19 protein-coding genes are annotated in these 21,325 nt (G+C 62.4%); 12 read left to right on the top strand and 7 right to left on the bottom strand.

Annotated features, from left to right (window positions below):
* Window positions 1-2 precede the first annotated feature (2 nt).
* Entirely contained in the window at window positions 3-467 is a 465-nt protein-coding gene (locus AB3N21_RS20875; RefSeq protein ID WP_367937014.1) for a (2Fe-2S)-binding protein, read from the bottom strand.
* Window positions 468-568: 101 nt separating this feature from the next.
* On the opposite strand from AB3N21_RS20875, the gene AB3N21_RS20870 reads away from it, so the two are divergent.
* Window positions 569-1,150: a TetR/AcrR family transcriptional regulator gene (locus tag AB3N21_RS20870; RefSeq protein ID WP_367937013.1), complete on the top strand. Its 582-nt coding sequence runs from the start codon at window positions 569-571 to the stop codon at window positions 1,148-1,150.
* On the opposite strand, the gene kynU is transcribed toward AB3N21_RS20870, so the two are convergent.
* The 3 genes from kynU to AB3N21_RS20855 form a co-directional block, all read right to left on the bottom strand.
* Window positions 1,143-2,336 (bottom strand): kynureninase, encoded by a 1,194-nt coding sequence (kynU, locus tag AB3N21_RS20865; RefSeq protein ID WP_367937012.1) that lies wholly within the window; start codon window positions 2,334-2,336, stop codon window positions 1,143-1,145. The genes AB3N21_RS20870 and kynU overlap by 8 nt on opposite strands.
* 80 nt (window positions 2,337-2,416) lie before the next feature.
* Window positions 2,417-3,049 (bottom strand): LysE family translocator, encoded by a 633-nt coding sequence (locus AB3N21_RS20860; RefSeq protein ID WP_367937011.1) that lies wholly within the window; start codon window positions 3,047-3,049, stop codon window positions 2,417-2,419.
* Window positions 3,049-3,801, bottom strand: a complete 753-nt coding sequence (locus AB3N21_RS20855; protein ID WP_367937010.1) for an SDR family NAD(P)-dependent oxidoreductase — start codon at window positions 3,799-3,801, stop codon at window positions 3,049-3,051. Before AB3N21_RS20855 ends, AB3N21_RS20860 begins: the two co-directional genes overlap by 1 nt.
* A gap of 123 nt (window positions 3,802-3,924) precedes the next feature.
* Between AB3N21_RS20855 and AB3N21_RS20850 the strand changes: the two genes are divergently transcribed.
* From AB3N21_RS20850 to AB3N21_RS20830, 5 genes are all read left to right on the top strand, one after another.
* The gene (locus AB3N21_RS20850) at window positions 3,925-4,875 is read left to right on the top strand and encodes an MBL fold metallo-hydrolase (RefSeq protein ID WP_367937009.1); all 951 of its coding nucleotides are present in this window, start codon (window positions 3,925-3,927) and stop codon (window positions 4,873-4,875) included.
* Window positions 4,876-5,068: 193 nt separating this feature from the next.
* Complete coding sequence (locus tag AB3N21_RS20845) at window positions 5,069-5,518, top strand: isoprenylcysteine carboxylmethyltransferase family protein (protein ID WP_367937008.1); 450 nt, start codon at window positions 5,069-5,071, stop codon at window positions 5,516-5,518.
* A gap of 131 nt (window positions 5,519-5,649) precedes the next feature.
* Window positions 5,650-7,221: a Re/Si-specific NAD(P)(+) transhydrogenase subunit alpha gene (locus tag AB3N21_RS20840; RefSeq protein WP_367937007.1), complete on the top strand. Its 1,572-nt coding sequence runs from the start codon at window positions 5,650-5,652 to the stop codon at window positions 7,219-7,221.
* 13 nt (window positions 7,222-7,234) lie between these two features.
* Window positions 7,235-8,677: an NAD(P)(+) transhydrogenase (Re/Si-specific) subunit beta gene (locus AB3N21_RS20835; protein WP_367937006.1), complete on the top strand. Its 1,443-nt coding sequence runs from the start codon at window positions 7,235-7,237 to the stop codon at window positions 8,675-8,677.
* 195 nt (window positions 8,678-8,872) lie between these two features.
* Window positions 8,873-10,162, top strand: a complete 1,290-nt coding sequence (locus tag AB3N21_RS20830; RefSeq protein ID WP_367937005.1) for a DUF3422 family protein — start codon at window positions 8,873-8,875, stop codon at window positions 10,160-10,162.
* Between the two features lie 98 nt (window positions 10,163-10,260).
* Here the strand turns inward: AB3N21_RS20830 and AB3N21_RS20825 are convergent, their stop codons facing one another.
* The 3 genes from AB3N21_RS20825 to AB3N21_RS20815 form a co-directional block, all read right to left on the bottom strand.
* Complete coding sequence (locus AB3N21_RS20825; RefSeq protein ID WP_171178360.1) at window positions 10,261-11,241, bottom strand: ABC transporter permease; 981 nt, start codon at window positions 11,239-11,241, stop codon at window positions 10,261-10,263.
* The gene (locus AB3N21_RS20820; protein ID WP_367937004.1) at window positions 11,234-12,241 is read right to left on the bottom strand and encodes an ABC transporter permease; all 1,008 of its coding nucleotides are present in this window, start codon (window positions 12,239-12,241) and stop codon (window positions 11,234-11,236) included. Before AB3N21_RS20820 ends, AB3N21_RS20825 begins: the two co-directional genes overlap by 8 nt.
* A gap of 96 nt (window positions 12,242-12,337) precedes the next feature.
* Entirely contained in the window at window positions 12,338-14,044 is a 1,707-nt protein-coding gene (locus tag AB3N21_RS20815) for a peptide ABC transporter substrate-binding protein (protein ID WP_171178356.1), read from the bottom strand.
* 285 nt (window positions 14,045-14,329) lie between these two features.
* Here AB3N21_RS20815 and AB3N21_RS20810 point away from each other — a divergent pair, with 285 nt between their 5' ends.
* The 6 genes from AB3N21_RS20810 to AB3N21_RS20785 are packed head-to-tail and all read left to right on the top strand — an operon-like array spanning window position 14,330 to window position 21,273.
* Entirely contained in the window at window positions 14,330-16,150 is a 1,821-nt protein-coding gene (locus AB3N21_RS20810; protein ID WP_367937003.1) for an ABC transporter ATP-binding protein, read from the top strand.
* Between the two features lie 4 nt (window positions 16,151-16,154).
* Complete coding sequence (argE, locus tag AB3N21_RS20805) at window positions 16,155-17,321, top strand: acetylornithine deacetylase (protein WP_367937002.1); 1,167 nt, start codon at window positions 16,155-16,157, stop codon at window positions 17,319-17,321.
* A 3-nt stretch (window positions 17,322-17,324) separates the two neighbouring features.
* Window positions 17,325-17,708, top strand: coding sequence for a nuclear transport factor 2 family protein (locus AB3N21_RS20800; protein ID WP_367937001.1), 384 nt, complete (start codon window positions 17,325-17,327; stop codon window positions 17,706-17,708).
* A 33-nt stretch (window positions 17,709-17,741) separates the two neighbouring features.
* Complete coding sequence (locus AB3N21_RS20795; protein WP_367937000.1) at window positions 17,742-18,908, top strand: M20 aminoacylase family protein; 1,167 nt, start codon at window positions 17,742-17,744, stop codon at window positions 18,906-18,908.
* Window positions 18,909-18,923: 15 nt separating this feature from the next.
* Window positions 18,924-20,087, top strand: a complete 1,164-nt coding sequence (locus AB3N21_RS20790) for a M20 aminoacylase family protein (protein ID WP_367936999.1) — start codon at window positions 18,924-18,926, stop codon at window positions 20,085-20,087.
* A gap of 22 nt (window positions 20,088-20,109) precedes the next feature.
* Entirely contained in the window at window positions 20,110-21,273 is a 1,164-nt protein-coding gene (locus tag AB3N21_RS20785; RefSeq protein WP_367936998.1) for a M20 aminoacylase family protein, read from the top strand.
* Window positions 21,274-21,325 lie beyond the last annotated feature (52 nt).

Here is a 21,325-nt window from a genome sequence, read left to right as displayed (position 1 = left end):
TCTTACGCCTCCTTCATCCTGGCGGCCGCGTCATGAATCGCGGCGCGGATGCGGGGATAGGTGCCACAACGGCACAGGTTGCCCTGCATCGCCTCGTCGATCTCGGCATCCGTCGGCGCCGGGTTCTGTGCCAGCAGCGAGGCCGCCTGCATGATCTGGCCCGACTGGCAATAGCCACATTGCGCCACCTGATGCGCGACCCAGGCCTGTTGGATCGCGGACATGGCGTCGGGGGAGCCGACGCCCTCGATGGTGGTCACCTCGCCCCACACATCCGACAGCGCGATCTGGCAGGACCTCACCGCCTCGCCGTCGATATGCACGGTGCAGGCCCCGCACGAGGATACACCGCAGCCGAATTTGGTGCCGGTCAGTCCGATCTCGTCCCGCAGGACCCACAAAAGGGGCACGTCGTCAGGCAGGTCCACTTGATGCGCTGTGCCGTTGATGGTGAGCGAGGTTGCCATGGCGCGTTTGTCTCCGCTGAAGCTAGGGTTGCTGACATAATTAATTGAAAGTGTCATCATGTCAATTGACAAATAGTGTTTGAACTGTCAGAGGTCGGATCATGAAAGATCTGGATGTCGATCCCAAACAGAAGGCGATTCTGATGTCAGCCTGGCAGGCCTTTGCGGCATACGGATTCCGCAAGACCTCGATGGATGACATAGCGCGCGGGGCGGGGATGTCCCGCCCGGCGGTGTATCTGCATTACAAGAACAAAGAGGCGATCTTTCGCAGTCTGGCGCAGCACTATTACGACATGGCGGCGGCGGATGTGGCCGAGGCGTTGGGCGGGGAGGGAACCATACGGGATCTGATCGCCCGTGCCTTTGCGGCGCAGGGCGGCGAGGTAATTGCGGCGATGCTCAGCTCTCCGCACGGGATGGAGTTGCTGGACGCGAGCAACGCGACATCCTCGGATATCTCCGACACGGGCGAGGCGCGGCTGCGCGATCTTTATGCGGACTGGCTGGAGCGTGAAGCGGCGCAAGGTCGGGTGCGGCTGACCGGCGAGGCGCAGGATGTGGCCGCGACGATCACCGCCGCGCTCAAGGGGATCAAGGCCGCGGTGCCGAGCTATGACGACTACACGACACGCGTGGCCCAGTTGGCGGCGCTGATCGGGGCGGGGTTAGAGGTCAGGTGACCTTTTGCCGGATCTTGTATTCCGGCTTGTCCCACAGGCGGTTGGTCATGATGTCGGCAAGGATGTCGACGGCGCCCTGCACGTCGCTCTCGTCGATATAGAGCGGTGTGAAGCCGAAGCGCATGATGTCCGGCGCGCGGAAATCGCCGATCACACTGCGCGCGATCAGGGCCTGCATGGCGGCGTATCCCTCTTCAAAGCGGAACGAGACCTGACTGCCGCGCTGCGCCGGATCGCGCGGGCTGGCTAGTTGCAGCTCAGGGCAGGTGACCTCGACCCCGGCGATGAACAGTTCGGTGAGTTCAACGGATTTCGCGCGCACATCGGCGATATCCGCCATGTCCCAGACATCCATGGCCGAGGCCAGCGCGGTCAGTTGAATCACCGGCGGTGTGCCGACCCGCATCCTCTCGATCCCCGCGCCGGGGCGGTAATCGAGGTCGAAGGCAAAGGGCGCCTCATGCCCCAGCCAGCCCGAGAGCGCCGGGCGCGCTTTGTCCGCGTGGCGGGGTGCGACATAGATGAAGGCGGGGGCGCCGGGGCCGCCATTGAGATATTTATAGGTACAGCCCACGGCGAAATCGGCGTTGCAGCCCGCTAGATCCACCGGAAAGGCCCCGGCGGAATGGGCCAGATCCCAGACCGTGAGAGCCCTGTGCGCATGTGCCTTTTCGGTCAGGTGCTTCATGTCGTGCAGGCGACCGGTGCGGTAGTCGACCTCGGTCAGCATCAGCACCGCAATCTCATCGGTGATGGCGTCCTCGACAGCCTCCGGGTCGACCACCCGCAACTCGTAATCGCCGCCCAGCGAGCGCAGCAGCCCGTCGGCCATGTAGAGATCGGTGGGAAAGTTGCCATTGTCCGACAGCACCACCTTGCGGCCCGGGTTCAGCTCCAGTGCCGAGGCGAGTGCTTGATAGACCTTGATCGACAGCGTGTCGCCCATCACCACATGGCCCGGCTCGGCCCCGATCAGCCGTCCGATCCGGTCGCCCAGCCCTGTGGGCAGCGCCATCCATCCGGCCTTGTTCCAGCCGGTGATCAGCATCTGGCCCCATTCGTCCGCCATCATCTCCTGCACCCTCGCCTGCGCCGCGCGGGGCAGGGGGCCAAGCGAGTTGCCGTCCAGATAGAGCACGCCCTCGGGCAGATCGAACATCGCCTTGGTGGCGGCAAAATCGGTCATGGTGGCCTCGTGATATTTTAAGCTTGAAGTAATTTTCTCTGACCTAGCCGATTGGGCGCCGTCTGTCCACTCTCGTGGCCTCAGCTCCGGCGCAGGACCGACCAGATTACCACGCCGCCCAGCCCTGTCAGGATCAGGCCAAGGAGCGCATCGATGGCCCGCCGTCCGCGCGCGAACGCCGCCATGGCCTGCGGCGTCGAAAACAGCGTCGCGGTGATCGTGTGCAGCAGCATGGCCAGCACGCCGCAGACCACCACCACGCCGGTCAGAACCGGGGCCGAGGCGTGGGCGGGAACAAAGGCGGTCAGGATCGATCCATAAAACAGCGCCGCCTTGGGATTGCCCATGCTGACGAGCAGCCCGCGCCGAAAGGCCTTGCGCCCGGACAGGTGTGCACGGTCCGGCGCGTCCAGCGGCGTATCCTGCAAGGCAGACCGCAGGGACCGGACCCCGAGCCAGAGCAGATAGGCGGCACCTGCCAGCCGCAGCGCCTGCACCGCCCAGGGAAAAAGCTCGAACAGGACCGAAACGCCCAGAACCGCCAGCGCCGCCCAGATCACCGAGGCCAGCGCCAGCCCGGCTGCCGTCGCCAGTCCCGCCCGCAGACCGCCGCTGAGCGAGGCGCTGATCACCGCGATCATGTTAGGCCCGGGCGTTATCCAGGCCAGTACGTTCACGACAAGAAACGCTAAGATGGCCTCGGTCGTGCCCATCAGGTCTGCCCGCCCGCGATCTCGATACACTGCCCGTTGATGCTCTGCGAGCCGGGGCGGACCAGCCAAAGGGCCGCCGCCGCGACCTCTTCCGGAAGGATCAGACGCTTGTGGCGGTTCTGATCGGTCATGACCTTGAGCGCATCGTCCTGTGACAGCCCCGCCCGTTGTGAGATCGAGGTGATGTTGCGTTCGACAATCGGGGTGTCCACGTAACCGGGGCAGAGCGCGTTGAACGTGTAGGAGGAGCCGAGGAATTCCTCGGAATAGCTGCGGGTCAGCCCGATCAGCCCATGTTTCGAGGCCGCGTAAGCGCCGGCCCCAGGGGTGCCGCGCAGCCCGGCAATCGAGGCGACCGAGATCACCCGGCCCCAGTCGGTCTCAAGCATCGAGCGTAGGCTTTCACGGATGGTCAGGAACGCGCCGTCCAGATTGGTAGCCATGATGTCGCGCCAGAACGTCATGTCGGTCTTTTGCAGCGTCTTGCCGACAGCGATGCCCGCATTGGCGACACAGATCTGGATCGGCCCGCGCGCCTCAACCGCCGAGGCGATGCCTTTGACCACACCCTCTTCGTCACGCACATCCATCGCCATGCCGGTGATGCTGTCGGTTGCGACCTGATCCAGCACCTCCTGCCGCCGCCCGGTGATGGTCACGGTCGCGCCTTCGCCTGCCAGCGCCCGTGCGATGGCCAGACCGATCCCGGTGCCGCCACCGGTCACCAGCGCGTGTTTCCCGTCGAGTGTCATCTGTGCTCCTCTCTGCTGACCCGCACCCTATAGGTTGCGCCGCCTGTGACAAGACGCGCCGTCCCGCAGGCGCATATTAAATGCAAAGATGCGAATGTAATTGTGAATCCCTTAGGAGGTCAGATGACCAAAACCTTGTCCGCCCTGTTGGTGGCCGCACTCGCCGCTCCGGCCTTTGCCAGCGAAGACATTGCCGACCAGTACCCGCAATCCGAGCTGTACTCGAAACCGGTCGAGGTGATCCCGCATGTCTATTCCGCCATTGGCGCGACCGCGCCGCCGACCTACGAGAATGCCGGGCATAACAACAACCTCTCGTTCATCGTGACGGGCGAGGGGGTCGTGGTGATCAATTCCGGCGCCTCTGACCGTCTTGCCGCCGCGTTGCATGACGAGATCCGGCAGGTCACCGATCAGCCGGTGGTTCTGGTCATCAACGAGAACGGGCAGGGCCATGCCATGCTGGGCAACGGCTATTGGCGCGATCAGGGGGTGGATGTTCTGGCCCATGCGGACGCGGTGGCCGAGACGCGCGAGAACGGTGATTTCATCCTGCAGGGAATGCAGCGCTACAACAAGGAACGGGCCGAGGGCACGCGGATCGAACATGCCAACCTGACATTTGAGGATGAGTACGTGGTCACTCTGGGCGGGGTCGAGATCAAGGCACTGCACCTTGGCCCCGCGCATGATCCCGGGGATACGCAGGTCTGGATCCCGCAGTGGGAGATCATGATCACCGGCGACATCGCCTTTCACGAGCGCATGCTGCCGATCTTCGAGCACACTTGCACCAGTTGCTGGATAGAGACCTGGGAGACCCGGCTGGAGCCCATCGCCCCCACCTACATCATCCCCGGCCACGGCCACCCGACCAATTTCGCACAGGTGCGGCGCTATACCCTCGCGTATCTCAAGGACCTGCGTGCAAAAGTGGGCGCGCATATCGATGCGGGCGGTGATCTGGCCGAGGCCTATTATGTGGATCAGTCCAACTGGGCCCATCTGGACACGTTCGAAGAACTGGCGACCAAGAATGCGGGGCGTGTTTTTGAAGAGATGGAGTGGGAATAGGCCCACGGGCAAACCGGTGTTCTGCCGTTATGTCAACGGCGGGAGATCATCCTGCTTGTCCCACCGGTCCGGCAAAACCGTTCTTTTCTTGGCGGTCCCCGGCGCGCGACATGCACTTCCCCCACTGAAACAGATAAGAAGGCCCGCATGAACGGTTTGAAGACATTCGTAATCCGGGCAACGGAGACCACGTATGCGCCGAATTGATCTGCCGCCGGTCTGGCTGGTTGGCTTTGCCGTTCTGGCCTGGCTCCAGTCACGTCACCTGCCGTCCGGTTTGTCGCTTGAGGGCGGGTTCACTGACCTGATCAGTGGTCTGCTGATCGGCGGCGGAGTGCTGCTGATGGTCCTTGCCGTGGTCGAGTTCCGCCGCCACCGCACCACCATCATCCCGCATGAAACACCGTCGGCCATGGTGCAGACCGGCATCTACAAGCGCAGCCGAAACCCGATCTATCTGGGGGACGTGCTGATCCTGACCGGCCTTGTCCTGCGCTTTGACGCGGTGCTGTCGCTGGTACTGATTCCGGTTTTTGCCTGGGTGCTGGAACGCCGCTTTATCCTCCCTGAAGAGGACCGTCTGCGCCGCAGTTTCCGGGCCGATTTCGCCCGCTATGAACGCAAGACGCGGCGCTGGGTGTAGGGGAAATCGGACCATGATCTGACGTTCCGAATGCTGCACTTGCGAAATAATCTTGCGCGAGATACATGTTTGCTTGGCAAACAATACTGACCTTCTGCTTGGCCTGACTGAAAATTAGGGGGACCCGACTGGTGAAGATAGGGACACCGAAAGAAATCTTTGACGGCGAGAACCGGGTGGCGATGACCCCGGACAGTGCGCTGCAGCTGCAAAAACTGGGCTATGACTGCGCCATCGAGACCGGGGCCGGTGCGGCTGCCGGGTTCTCGGACGAGGCGTACAAGGCCGCCGGTGTCGAGGTCGTCAAGACGGCGGCAAGCCTGTGGAAGACGGCCGATATCGTCGCCAAGGTGCGCCAGCCGAACGCCACCGAGCTGAAACGCCTGACCAAGGGCAAGACGCTGATTTCCTTCTTCAATCCGGCCGGAAACGAAGAGGGCATGGAGGCCGCCAAAGCCAAGGGCGCCAACGTGATCGCCATGGAAATGGTGCCGCGTATCTCGCGCGCGCAAAAGATGGACGCGCTTTCGTCCATGGCCAATATCGCAGGCTACCGCGCGGTGATCGAGGCGGGCAACAACTTTGGCCGTTTCTTCACCGGTCAGGTGACCGCCGCGGGTAAAGTGCCGCCCGCCAAGGTTCTGGTCGTGGGCGCGGGTGTGGCCGGTCTGGCCGCCATCGGCACCTCGACCTCGCTGGGTGCAATCACCTACGCCTTCGACGTGCGCCCCGAAGTGGCCGAGCAGGTCGAATCCATGGGCGCCGAATTCGTCTATCTGGATTTCGAGGAAGAGCAGCAGGATGGTGCCGCCACCGGCGGGTATGCCAGCGTGCAGTCGGAAGAATTCCGCAACGCACAGTTGGCCAAGTTCCGCGAACTTGCTCCGGAAATGGACATTGTCATCACCACCGCGCTGATCCCCAACCGCGAGGCGCCCAAGCTGTGGCTTGAGGATATGGTCGCCGCGATGAAGCCGGGCTCGGTGATCGTCGACCTGGCCGCCGAGCGGGGCGGCAATGTCGAAGGCACGGTGGCCGACGAAAAGGTTGTCACCGACAATGGCGTGACCATCGTCGGCTACACCGACTTCCCCAGCCGGATGGCGGCGCAATCCTCGTCACTGTATGCCACCAACATCCGTCACATGATGACCGACCTGACGCCCGAGAAGGACGGGCAGGTCAATCACGACATGGAAGACGACGTGATCCGGGGCTCGACTGTGACGTTTGACGGCGAGATCACTTTCCCGCCGCCGCCGCCCAAGGTGCAGGCGATCGCCGCTCAGCCCAAAAAGGAAGTCAAGGAGTTGACGCCGGAAGAAAAGCGGGCGCAGGAGGTTGCCGAGTTCAAGCAGCAGACCAAAAGCCAAGTGACGCTGCTGGCCGTCGGCGGTGCGCTGATGCTGCTGGTGGGGGCCATCGCGCCGGCCAGCTTCATGCAGCACTTTATCGTGTTCGTGTTGGCCGTATTCGTGGGCTTTCAGGTGATCTGGGGCGTGTCGCATTCGCTGCACACTCCGCTGATGGCGGTGACCAACGCGATCTCGTCGATCATCATTCTGGGTGCGCTGATGCAGATCGGGTCGGGGTCCTTCCTGGTGATCCTGCTGGCGGCGCTCAGCGTCTTCATGGCCGGGATCAACATCTTCGGCGGCTTCCTCGTAACCCGGCGCATGCTCGCCATGTTCCAGAAATCTTAAGGAGGCCGGGTAGATGGAATTTGGCTTCACCACTGCCGCCTATGTTGTTGCGGCTGTTCTCTTCATCCTGTCGCTCGGCGGCCTGTCGAACCAGGAAAGCGCCAAGCGCGCGGTCTGGTACGGCATCTTCGGTATGGCGCTGGCGGTCTTTGCCACGCTGGCGGGTCCGGGCTCGGGCCTGTGGCTGCTGTCGCTGCTGCTGATTGCGGGCGGTGGCTTTATTGGCACCTATGTTGCGCAGCGTGTGCAGATGACCGAGATGCCGCAGCTTGTTGCGGCGATGCACTCACTGGTCGGTCTGGCTGCGGTTTTCGTGGGCTTCAACGCGCATTTCGAAATCGAAAATGTCCGTGTTGCGCTTGAAGTTAAGGGCGAAGATATCAAGACGCTGGGAACTTTTGCTGCACTGATTGCAAAGAAAACCCCTGCCGAGATCAGCATCCTGCGGGTCGAACTGTTCCTTGGTATCTTCATCGGTGCCATCACCTTTACCGGCTCGGTCATCGCTTATGGCAAACTGGCGGGCAAGGTAACCTCGGCGGCCACGAAACTGCCGGGCGGTCACATGCTGAACGCAGGCGCGGCGGCGCTCTCGTTCCTCTGCCTGATCTGGTATTTCAACACCGGCGGCTTCTTCCCGCTGTTCCTGATGACGCTGGCGGCACTGTTCATCGGCTATCACCTGATCATGGGCATCGGCGGTGCCGACATGCCGGTGGTTGTGTCGATGCTGAACTCGTATTCGGGCTGGGCGGCGGCGGCCATCGGTTTCTCGCTGGGCAACGACCTGTTGATCGTGGTGGGCGCGCTGGTTGGCTCGTCCGGTGCGATCCTCAGCTACATCATGTGCAAGGCGATGAACCGGCATTTCGTCAGCGTGATCCTCGGCGGCTTCGGCGGCCCGCAGGGTGAACAGATGGCAGTCGAGGGCGAGATGATCGCCATCGAGGCCGACGGCGTCTCTGCGGCGCTGAACGACGCCGATAGCGTCATCATCATCCCGGGCTACGGCATGGCGGTGGCGCAGGCGCAGCAGGCGGTCAGCGAGTTGACCCGCAAGCTGCGCGCACAAGGAAAAGAGGTACGGTTCGCCATCCACCCCGTTGCTGGACGCCTGCCGGGCCACATGAACGTGCTGCTGGCCGAGGCCAAGGTGCCCTATGACATCGTTCTGGAAATGGACGAGATCAACGAGGACTTCCCGGAGACAGATGTGGCCATCGTCATCGGCTCGAACGACATCGTGAACCCGGCGGCGCAGGACGATCCGAACTCTCCCATCGCGGGGATGCCGGTTCTGGAATGCTGGAAGGCCAAGCAGGTCTTCGTGTCGAAACGCGGGCAGGGCACCGGCTATTCCGGCATCGAGAACCCGCTGTTCTTCAAGGAGAACACCCGCATGTTCTACGGCGATGCAAAGGCCAGCCTCGACAAGCTGCTGCCTATGATCAACTGACGGGCAGGGCAGTGACATAATCAGGGCGCTCTTCGGGGCGCCCTTTTTCTTTCGGGAGTCTCACCCGCTCAGACCCCTCACTGTTGGCGCTCACATGAGGTGTATACCTTGGTATCCAGGTAAGTGACTGAAACAAAAGAGAATTGATGTATTTCCGATACTGCGTATAGTGGCGCGGATCTGCAGGAGCCGCCGATGACACCGATAGACGACCATCCCTTGCGCTATGCGCTGGCCAACGAGCTGCACGCGCGGCCCTTTCCGTCGTCTGCGGCCCCCTGCACGGTGGTGTTTCTGGCCATCAAACAGCCGGTCAATGCCGCTGGGCGCGATCGCGAGCAGGACCGGGCACATTTGCTGAACCTGCTCGACCGGCACGGTGCGGCGCATCCTCAGCCCGGCGCCACGCATTATTCCGGGCAAATCGGGCGGCACTGGCTGAAATGGGAACAGCATACCGAGTTCGTCACCTACACCGCCTTTTCCCAGGGCGTCAGCGACCGCGCCTTCAACCCCGCCGACTTCGAGATCTTCCCGCCCGACTGGCTGGCGGACAGCCCCGGTCAGCGGGTGACTTCGATCCTGATGCGGGTAACACCACGCCCCGCCAACGATCAGGTCAACGCGAGCCTGTCGGAGTGGTTCGCTGCCGAAAGCCTCGCTGCCGCGCGGGTGCTGGACGATGCTGCAGTCGCCGCCAGTGACTTTCGCATCGACCCGGCGGGGCATATGCGCTTTGCCGTCTTCGCCTCGGACGGCACCGGGCGTCAGCGCACCGGGCAGATCATCCAGCGGCTGTGTGAGATCGAGACCTACAAGGCGATGTCGATGCTGGGCTTTGCCCGGGTCAAGAAACTGGCGCCGGAACTCGGTGAGCTCGATAGCCGGCTGACGGAGCTGATGACCGAAATGACCGATGGCGACGCCGGCCCCGAGGAACTGCTGCCGCAATTGCTCTCGACCTCCACAAGGCTTGAGACCATGGCGGCCCGATGCACCTTCCGCTTCGGCGCGACCGGCGCCTATGAGGCCATCGTGACCAGGCGGGTCGAGGCCCTGCGCGAAGACCGGTTCGAGGGGCGCCAGACGTTCTCCGACTTCATGGTGCGGCGATACGAGCCCGCGATCCGCACCGTCAAATCCACGGAAACCCGCCTGCGCGCGCTGTCAGACCGGGCCATCCGCGCCGGAGAGTTGCTGCGCACCCGGGTCGATGTGGAGCGCAGTGCCCAGAACCAGGCGCTGCTGGAAAGCATGGACCGCCGCTCCGCACTGGCGCTGCGCCTTCAGCACACGGTCGAGGGGTTGTCGGTCGTGGCAATCAGCTATTACGCGGTGTCGCTGGCCGGCTATCTACTCTACCCACTCACCGCGGCGGGGATCAGCAAGGGCACGCTCACGGCCCTGATCACCCTGCCGGTCGTTGCCGCCGTCTGGTGGTCGATCCGGCGTATCCGCAAACGGCTGGACACGCGGCAAACCTGACCGGTTTTACCCCTCCCCTGCTTCTTCTTGCCAAAAATACGCAAATGAAAGCGGCCGCCCCATACAGGACGGCCGCTATGTCTTCGCTATGCTCTGGCTCAGCGCCCCCGGATCCTCGGATCCAGCGCATCGCGCAGACCGTCGCCCAGATAGTTCACGCTCAGCACGGTTAGCGAAATCGCCAGGCCGGGCCAGAATACCCGTTCGGGGTATTGCTGCAGGTAGTCGACACCATCGAACAGCAACCGACCCCATGTCGGGAAGTCAGGCGGAAAACCGAGACCCAGGAAGGACAGGGCAGACTCGGTGATGATTGCGGTCGCAATCCCCAGCGTTGCCGATACCATGATCGGTGACAGCACGTTGGGCAGGATGTGCCGGGTGATGATCTGCGAATTACTGGTGCCGATAGACCGGGCTGCCAGCACGAACTCACGCTCCTTGATGGCCAGAACATCGCCACGCACGATCCGTGCGGTCGGCATCCAGGACGTGATGCCAATGGCGCAGACGATCAGGATGAAGATCCCGCGCTCCAAGCCGAAGGCGGCGGACAAGGGCTCGCGGAAGAGCAGCATCATGACCAGCAGGAGCGGCAGCAGGGGCAGCGCCAGGAACAGATCGGTCAGGCGCATCAGTGGCCCGTCCAGCCGTCTGAAGAAACCGGCGACGACCCCGATGAAAGAGCCCAGGAACAGCGCCAGCAGCATCGCGGTGATGCCCACCGAGACCGAGGTCTGCCCGCCGGACATCATCCGCGCCAGGATATCGCGGCCTAGTTGGTCGGTTCCGAACGGGTGCGCCCAGCTTGGCCCCTGATTGCGTGCGCGGATGTCGATCTGCGTGGGATCGATACTCCACAGGTATGGCCCCAGATAGACGCCAGCGACGATGAAGATGAACAGCATCGCGCCCAGCATCGCGCCCTTGTGCGATTTGAATTGATCCCAGACATCCCGCCATTGGCTGCGGGGTGGGGTCGCCAACTCCTCCATCACGTCGGTGGTCGGCAGGGCGGTCGAGGCCGGGGCGAGCCCCTCGTCGGGGACCAGTGTGTCTGTGCGATCCTTATCAGTCATAGCGGATCCTCGGGTCCAGAATACCATAGAGAACGTCGGCGATCAGATTGAAAAGCACGATCAGCACGGCGAAGATAAAGGTGAGCGTCTGCACCATTGGCAGGTCATTGGCCTGAATGGCGCCGATCAGCAACTGGCCTATACCATTCACCTTGAACACCTGCTCGGTGATGATGGCACCGCCGAAAATGGCCGGAATTCCCAGCGCGATCACAGTGACAACCGGGATCATCGAGTTGCGCAGGACATGCACCATGACCACGGTATATTCACTCAAACCCTTGGCGCGCGCGGTGCGGACATAGTCCTGGTTCAGGTTGTCCAACATCGAGGCGCGCATGAACCGGCTGAGCTGCGCGGTGATCTGCAGCGCCAGAACCATGACCGGCATGATCATCTGCCTGAGCTGGTAGACGAAGCTGTCCCAGTCGTTGACCCGGTGCGTTGTGTCATAGATCGACGGGAACCAGCCCAGTTGCACCGAGAAGATCACGATGACCAGAACGCCGGAGAAGAAGGGCGGCACTGAAAAGCCCACCATCGACACGAACGTGCCAGCCTGATCGAACCAGGAATACTGGCGGTAGGCAGAGTAGATGCCGATGGGCAGGGCGATCAGGATGGCGACGACATAAGCGGTGCCGACAACCCACAGAGTCTGCGGGATGCGCTGCACGACGATGTCCATCACCGGCGAGCGGGTCTGCCACGAGATCACCCGCAGGTCGCCTTGCGAGAAGGTGGTGCCGAACATCGAATCGATCAGCACCTGCGGCTCGATCCAGAAGAACTGCACGATCCATTTCCAGAACCGGATATGCATCGGCTGGCCCAGACCCAGCGCCTCGCGCATCTTTTCCTTGACGTCCGGAGGCACCGTCAGCGGCACCTGCGCCATGGGATCGCCCGGGGCAAGCTCAAGTAACAGGAAGATCACAAGACTGATGAACAAAAGCGTCGGAACGGCAAGGACCAGACGGCGGATGGTGAAGGTCAGCATTCGGGTGCGCCTTTGTTTATGAGTCTTTTTCTTGAGTCAGATGCCAGAGGCCGCGCCCCGATAGAGATTCGGAGCGCGGCATTGCAAGACTAACGCTTAGGAACCGGTCTTGCGGAACCAGTCGGCTGCGTTCCACAGCTCGCTATCCCACACATTCAGAACCACACCGCCCAGCGTGGTCGAGTGTGCGGAAATACGGCCACGGTGCACCAGCGGGATCATGCCGCCGTTTTCCACCATGATGTCGTTCAGACGACGGGCGATCTCAGCCCGGGCGTCTGCATCGGCGGTTTCGGCCAGTTGCGCGTGCAGTTGGTCGAACTCTTCGTTGCAGAAGCGGCTGATGTTCTCACCCTGCCACTGGCTTTCCGGCTTGGGTGCCTTGTCGCACAGGCCGTTGCCCAGATAGGACTGCGGGTCGGTGCCGTTGAAGGTGTTGGCGTACATTTCAACGTCCGCATAGAACTTCTGGAAGGTGTCGGGCGAACCCGGGTCACCGCCGAAGAACACGGATGCGTTGATGTTGCGCAGCTCGGTTTCAATGCCGATCTGGCTCCACCACTCCTTGATCAGCGCCTGGAAGTCCTGACGCACGGCGTTGGTCGAGGTCTGGTAGACGATCTTGAGCGGTACGCCATCCTTTTCGCGCACGCCGTCACCATTGGTGTCGACGATGCCCGCATCGTCCAGCAGCTTCTTGGCGCCTTCAATGTCCTGCTGGTCGCAGGTGAAGGTGGTCGAGTTCACTGCGGCAGGCGCGGGAACCCAGTTGCAGGTCACCTGACCGGCCTTGCCATAGCCAATCTCCACCAGCAGCGGACGGTCGATGGCCAGCGACATCGCCTTGTAGACGGCAGGATCCTGCAGGAACGGATGCGGATGTGTGGCGGTTGAACGTTCGCCTTCGGCCAGATCGGGCGAGGGGTTGGTCTGGTTCAGCATGATGCGCTCGACCAGCGGGCCGAAGCCTGCCACCGGAACGCCCTTGCCGCCTGCTTCCATCTGCGCGATCACTTCCGGCGCGAGTTGCAGGTTCCAGGCATAGTCAAACTCGCCGGTTTCCATCACGGCCCGGCCAGCCGCGGTCGCATCGCCGCCGCCCTTGAAGGTCAGGGTCGCGAATGCCGGCTTGTTCGGGTCACGATAGTTGTCGTTGGCCTTCATGGTGATCACGTCGTTCGGCTTGAACTCGGTGACAACAAAGGGGCCGGTACCGATCGGGCCAAAGTTCTCGGTGGTGCATTCCGGCGCCTTGGCGCCCATGCACTCAGCGAATTGAGCCGCCTGAATAATTGGACTTTCGCCGCCCACGAAGGGTCCGTATGGGAACGGCGTCGGCTTGTCGAAGGTGACCTTGACGGTCAGATCGTCCAGCGCCTCGACCGAGGTCACGCCTTCGAACTTGGTCACCTGCGCGCAGCCGCCTTCGGGATGCATGCAGTAATCGGCGGTGAATTTCACGTCAGCCGAGGTGAACGGAGTGCCGTCGGACCATGTGATGCCTGGCGCGATCTTCCAGGTGATCGAGGTCAGATCCTCGCTCACGCCGCCATTCTCGACGGTCGGAATCTCGGCGGCCAGATAAGGCACCATGTTGCCGTCCTGGTCGTAGCGGGCCAGCGGTTCGATGACGAGCGACGAGGATTCGACGTCCTTGGTACCGCCTGACAGGAACGGGTTCAGGATCGACGGGGCCTGCCAGTAGATGATGCTGACATTGCCGTCCGATCCGCGCTCGGCAAAGGCCGCGGGGGCCAGCGCCGTGCTCGCAATCGCGCCGAGTAAAAGAGCTTTGACTTTCATTATACACTCCATGTTGGACACTTACGTGTCTCGATTATCTCCGCAGTGCCTGCGGATTTGGCGTTGCCGTTTCGGGTTCAAACTGTTGAAACAAAATCGAAACGCAGGCTGCGTTCCGTGAATGTCGCTCTCTCCCCCAGAACGGTTACGAGCTGTATCGAAACAGAGTTTTGGAAAATTGCAAGCCTTGCCGTCGGGAAAAACAGCAATGGATTTGACTTTCCCCGCCTCGCGGCCTTAGCGTTTGGCTCTCAACCATCAGGGGCGGCCAAGGGGAGCGCACACGTGCTGGATCAGCCTATTGCACAGATCAGGAAACTGCGTGTCGAATTTCAGACCAAGGACGGCCCCGTTGTCGGCGTCGAAGATGTTTCGTTTGAGGTGAAACCGGGTGAAACGGTTTGTATCGTTGGCGAATCCGGGTCAGGCAAGTCGGTCTCGTCGCTATCTCTGATGCGGCTGGTGGAATTCGGCGGTGGCGAGATTGCGGGTGGTGAGTTGCTCTTTGATCGCCGCGACGGCGGCGAGGCGAATCTGGCTGATCTGGATCAGGATCTGATGAAGCAGATTCGCGGCAACGAGATCGGAATGATCTTTCAGGAGCCGATGACGGCGCTGAATCCGGTCTTCACGGTGGGCCGCCAACTGACCGAAGGTCTGCGCATCCACAAGGACATGTCCAAGACCGATGCTGAGACGCGCGCGCTGGAATTGCTGCGGCAGGTTCGTATCCCCGAACCCGAGCGGCGGCTGCGGCAGTATCCGCATGAGTTGTCGGGCGGGATGCGCCAGCGGGTGGTGATTGCCATGGCGATGGCTTGCGAGCCGCGCCTGCTGATCGCGGACGAGCCCACGACCGCGCTCGACGTGACCATTCAGGCCGAGATCCTGGCGCTGATGGACCGGCTCAAGCGTGAGACCGGCACAGCGGTGATGTTCATCACCCATGATATGGCCGTCGTGGCGCAGATGGCTGACCGCGTGGTGGTCATGTTCCGCGGCAACAAGGTCGAAGAGGGTACGGTCAACGAGATTTTCGAGAACCCGCAGCACGACTACACCAAGGCGCTGCTGGCGGCGGTGCCCAAATTGGGCGAGATGCGCGGCAAGGCCGCGCCCGAGCCGATGAAGCTGCTGGGAGTGGAAGGCCAGAATATCGACCCGATACCTGGCACCGAAGAGGTGCTGCTGACGGTCAAGAACCTGACCACAAGATTCCCGGTCAAGGGCGGGCTGCTGCGCCGCACCATCTCGAACGTGCACGCGGTCGAGGATGTGTCGTTCACGCTGAACAAGGGCCAGACGCTCAGCCTCGTTGGCGAATCCGGCTGTGGCAAGTCGACGGCGGGCCGCTCAATCCTGCGGCTGGTCGAGCCGATGATGGGTGAGGTCGATCTGGACGGCGTCGATATCATGAAGCTGGACCAGAAGGGCCTGCGGCAGGCACGTCTGGACATGCAGATGATCTTTCAGGACCCGTTCGCCTCGCTCAATCCGCAGATGCAGCTGGTCGATCAGGTGGCCGAGCCGATGCGGAACTATGGTGTTGCCTCAGGGTCGGAATTGCAGGACCGGGTGGCGAACCTGTTCGACCGGGTACACCTGCCGCGCAGCTTCATGCGCCGCTTCCCGCATGAGATGTCGGGCGGTCAGCGCCAGCGGATTGCCATCGCCCGCGCCCTGGCGCTGAACCCCAAGCTGATCATCGCGGATGAGGCGGTCTCGGCACTGGACGTGTCGGTGCAGGCGCAGGTGCTGAACCTGATGATGGAGTTGCAGGCCGAGCTGGGTCTTAGCTATCTCTTCATCAGCCACGACATGGCCGTGGTCGAGCGTGTCAGTCACCATGTGGGCGTCATGTATCTGGGCCGCATCGTCGAGCTCGGCCCCCGTGCGCGCGTCTTCGAGAACCCGCAGCACGCTTATACGCAGGCGCTGATGAAAGCGGTGCCGATCGCCGACCCGAACAAGAGGAAATCGGAAAAAGACTTGAATTTCAAACCGATCCCGTCGCCAATTCATCCTCTGGATTACAAGCCAGAGCCGTCGGAATATCGCGAGGTCGAGCCGGGGCATTACATCCTGACAATCGACAGCGGGTACTGATCCCATGTCTCAGCGCTTGACGCCTCTGGAGATCATGACCAAGCTGATCTCCTTTCCGACCGTGAGCCGCGACACCAACCTGCCGCTGATCGACTGGGTCGAGCACTATCTGGGCAGCCACGGCATCACCGCGCATCGTTGGCCCGACCCGGATCAGCCGCACAAGGCGGCGCTGTTTGCCCATGTCGGACCTGTGGAAAAGGGCGCGATTGTCCTTTCTGGGCACACCGATGTGGTGCCGGTCGATGGCCAGCCCTGGGACAGCGATCCGTTCACCGTGACCGAGCGCGACGGCAAGTATTTCGGGCGCGGCACCTGCGACATGAAAGGGTTCGACGCGCTGGCGATCTGGGCTCTGGTCGAGGCGCAGCACCGCGGGATCAAGCGCCCGCTGCAACTGGCGCTGAGTTTCGATGAAGAGGTCGGTTGCACCGGCGCTCCCCCGATGATCGTGGCAATGCAAGACGTCTTGCCCAAGGGCGCGGCAGTGATCGTGGGCGAGCCGTCGATGATGCAGGCGGTGACCGGGCACAAGGGTGGGTTCGGCTTTGACACCCATATCGTGGGGTATGAGGTTCACAGTTCGATCATGCACACGGGCGTTAACGCCGTCATGTCCGCTGCGCCGCTAATCGAATGGGCCAACCAGAGAAACGCGCGCAACATGGCGGCTCAACCGATGGGCGTCGCGGCGATGTTCGATCCGCCCTGGACCACCTGCCATGTGGGCATGATCGAAGGTGGAACCGCGCATAACATTACCGCCAAGGATTGCCGTTTCATGATGGATTTCCGCACCGTACCCGGTGAGGTGCCCGAGATCTGGCGCGAGGCTTATCTGGATCAGGTGCGCGAGGTCGAGGCGCAGATGCAGGCGGTGCATCCCGACGCCCGCATCGACGTGACCGAGAAATTCGCAGTACCCGCCCTGCAACCCGAGAATGGCGGCGAGGCCGAGATGCTGGTGCGCACCCTGACCGCCGACAACGCCACGCATGTGGTCAGCTACGGCGCCGAGGCCGGGCAGTTCCAGGAAGCAGGCTACTCCGCCGTCATCTGCGGCCCCGGCGACATCGCACAGGCGCATCAGCCAAACGAGTTCATCACCGTGGAGCAGTTCAACGCGGGCCATGACTTTATGGAACGATTGCTGGACCGATTAGTGGAGTGAGGCATGTCGGCTACGCGGTCAGAAAGAATACACTCCTATTTCAAAGCCCTGACCGCCGGTGACATCCCCGCTATTCTGCGACTCTTTGCGCCGGATGCCGACATTCATTCTCCGTTTCTGGGGATCATGAAGGCACCTGAGTTTTTCGCCAAACTCGATGCGGCTTCGGCATCAAGCAAGCTCACGGTCCTGGATGTTCTGTTCGGTGAAGGCGGTCAGAGCGCGGCCGCCCGTTTTCGGTACGATTGGGTCTTAAACAGCGGCGAGCAGATCATATTTGAAGGTGTGGATCATTTCACCTTTGGTCCCGACGACAGGTTTGCGGCCATGCGGATTTATTACGACACCCACCCCGTGCGGGAAGATGTTGGTGACAAATACGCCTGAAGCAAAAGGTAGTCCGAAAGGGGAGAGTTGGATATGCCGATCAAAAACCGACTGGCGGACATGCATGGTGAGATCACCGGCTGGCGCCGCCATCTGCATGCCCATCCGGAACTGTTATATGACGTACATGAAACTGCCGCCTTTGTGGTCGAGCGGTTGAAATCCTTCGGCGTCGATGACATCACCACCGGCATCGGCAAGACCGGCCTGGTGGCGGTGATCAAGGGCAAAAGCAACAGCAAGGGCCGGGTGATCGGCCTACGTGCCGACATGGACGCGCTGCCGATCGAAGAGGCGACGGGGCTCGACTATGCCTCGACCGTGCCGGGCAAGATGCACGCCTGCGGCCATGACGGTCACACCTCGATGCTGTTGGGTGCCGCGAAGTACCTCGCCGAGACCCGCAATTTCGACGGCACCGCCGTACTGATCTTTCAGCCCGCTGAAGAGGGCGGCGCAGGTGGCCTTGCCATGTGTCAGGACGGGCTGATGGAGCGCTGGGGCATCGAGGAGGTTTACGGGATGCACAACATGCCCGGGATGGCGGTGGGTGAGTTTGCCATCCGGCCCGGTGCGCTGCTGGCCTCGTCCGACGAGTTCGAGATCGTCGTGACCGGCAAGGGCGGCCATGCGGCGGCGCCTCATGACGCGGTGGACACCACGCTGGTCGCCTCGCAGATCGTGGTGTCCCTGCAATCGGTGGTGGCGCGCACGGTCGATCCGGTCAAGCGGGTGGTGCTGACGGTGGGCACGTTCGAAACTGACAGCGTGGCCTCGAACGTGATCGCCCATACCGCGCGCCTTCTGGGTACGGTGCGCACGTTGGATCCGGAATACCGCGCCATTGCCGAAGAACGGGTGCGCCGGATCGCCGAGGACACCGCGTCTGCCTTCGGGGCCAGGGCCGAGGTGACCTGGACCCCCGGCTATCCGGTCACGGTCAATTCCGAGACCGAGACGCGCCACGCCGCCGAAGCGGCCGAAGCGGTTGCCGGAAAGGTAAATTCGAACACCGACCCGATCATGCCGTCAGAAGATTTCGCCTACATGCTGGAAGAACGGCCCGGCGCCTATATCTTCATCGGGAACGGGGACACGGCCATGTGCCATCATCCGGCCTATAACTTTGATGACGGTGCCATCCCCGCCGGGTGCAGCTGGTTTGCGGAATTGGTGGAACGGCGCATGCCGGTGGCGTGACAGGGAGAGACAGATATGCCGATCAAGAACCGCCTTGCGGAGATGCATGGCGAGATCACCGCCTGGCGGCGCGACATTCACGAGCATCCCGAGATCCTTTATGACACTCACCGCACCAGTGCTTTGGTTGCCGAGAAACTGGCTGCTTTCGGCTGTGACCAGGTGGTGACCGGGATAGGCCGCACCGGCGTGGTTGGTGTGATCCGGGGCAAGACGGATACGCGGGGTAGGGTGATCGGCCTGCGCGCCGACATGGACGCGCTGCCGATGCAGGAGCAGACGGGGCTGGAGCACGCCTCGAAGACGCCCGGTGCGATGCACGCCTGTGGTCACGACGGCCACACGGCAATGGTACTGGGCGCGGCGAAATACCTGGCCGAGACGCGGAATTTCGACGGCACGGCGGTGGTGATCTTTCAGCCCGCCGAAGAGGGCGGCAATGGCGCCGAGGCGATGTGCAAGGACGGGCTGATGGATCGGTTCGGCATTCAGGAGGTCTATGCCATGCACAACGTGCCGGGGCTGCCCACCGGACAGTTCGCCATCCGCTCTGGCCCGCTACTGGCCGCGGCGGACGAGTTCGACATACACCTCGAAGGCCGCGGCGGTCACGCCGCCAAACCGCAAGAGACGGTGGATACCACGGTGATGCTGTCTCAGATCATCGTCGCGCTGCAGACCATCGTGTCGCGCAACGCCGATCCGATCCTGCAGGCGGTGCTGTCGGTGACGTCGGTTGAAACCTCCTCGAACGCGTTCAACGTGATCCCGCAATCGGCCCGTCTGCGCGGCACGGTGCGAACCCATTCGAACGAGATGCGCGAGTTGATCGAACAACGTCTTGGCGAGGTAGTGCAGGGCATTGTCGCCACGTTCGGCGGCAATGCCGAAGTCACCTATTCGCGCGGCGTGCCGGTGACCGTCAATGCCGCCGAGCCGACTGCACATGCCGCCGAGGCCGCGATTGCGGTGGGTGGCAGCTGCGACGAGGCGCCGATGGTGATGGGGGGCGAGGATTTCTCGTTCATGCTCGAAGAACGCCCGGGCGCCTTCATCATATTGGGCAATGGCCACAGCGCCGGGCTGCACCACCCCGAATACGATTTCAACGATGAGATCATCCCGCTGGGATGCTCGTGGTTTGCCGAGATGGTCGAACGCCGGATGCCAGCGGCCTGAGAATTCCAAGGAGAGACAAGACATGCCAGTCAAGAACCGTTTTGCCGAGCTGCAGGGTGAAATCACCGCATGGCGACGCGACATCCATGAAAACCCCGAAATCCTGTTCGAAACCCACCGCACCAGCGCGTTGGTGGCCGAGAAGCTGCAGGAGTTTGGCTGTGACGAGGTGGTCACCGGCATTGGCCGCACCGGTGTGGTCGGGGTGATCAAGGGCAAGTCCGACAGCAAGGGCAAGGTTATCGGTCTGCGCGCCGACATGGACGCGCTGCCGATCCTCGAGGCGACCGGGCTAGACTATGCCTCGAAAACGCCGGGCGCGATGCATGCCTGCGGTCATGACGGCCACACGGCGATGCTGCTGGGCGCGGCGAAATACCTGTCCGAGACGCGGAATTTTGATGGCACCGTGGTGGTGATCTTCCAGCCCGCCGAAGAGGGCGGTGGCGGTGGCCGCGAGATGTGCGAAGACGGCATGATGGAGCGCTGGAACATTCAAGAGGTCTACGGCATGCACAACTGGCCGGGCAGGCCGGTTGGCTCGTTCGCCATCCGTCCGGGCGCATTCTTTGCCGCTACCGACCAGTTCGATATCACGCTTGAGGGGCGTGGCGGGCACGCGGCCAAGCCGCAGGAGACCGTCGATACCACGGTGATGGCGGCGCAGACGGTGCTGGCGCTACAGACCATCGCCTCGCGCAACGCCGATCCGATCGATCAGGTGGTGGTCTCGGTCACCTCGTTCGAGACCTCGTCCAAGGCGTTCAACGTGATCCCGCAGACGGTGCAGATCAAGGGAACCGTGCGCACCATGAGCAAGGAGATGCGCGATCTGGCCGAAAAGCGGATTGGCGAGATCTGCAACGGCATCGCGGCGACCTTCGGCGGTACGGCGGACATCACCTATATCCGGGGCTATCCTGTGATGGTGAACAGCGACGAGCAGACCGAGTTCGCCGCTGACGTGGCGCGGGCTGTTTCGGAAGAGTGCGAAGAGGCGCCGCTGGTCATGGGGGGCGAGGATTTCGCGTTCATGCTCGAGGAGCGCCCGGGCGCCTATATTCTGGTCGGCAACGGCGACACCGCGATGGTGCATCACCCGGAATACAACTTCAACGACGAGGCGATTCCGGCCGGGTGCAGCTGGTGGGCCGAGATTGTCGAGCAGCGGATGCCGGCGGCTTGAGTTGGGCTTGTGGCGGGGGCTCTGCCCCCGTCGCGGCAGGCCGCGACTCCCC

The sequence above is a fragment of the Ruegeria sp. genome (assembly GCF_040830605.1).
GTDB lineage: Bacteria > Pseudomonadota > Alphaproteobacteria > Rhodobacterales > Rhodobacteraceae > Ruegeria.
This window is presented reverse-complemented; position numbering and strand designations above follow the sequence as displayed.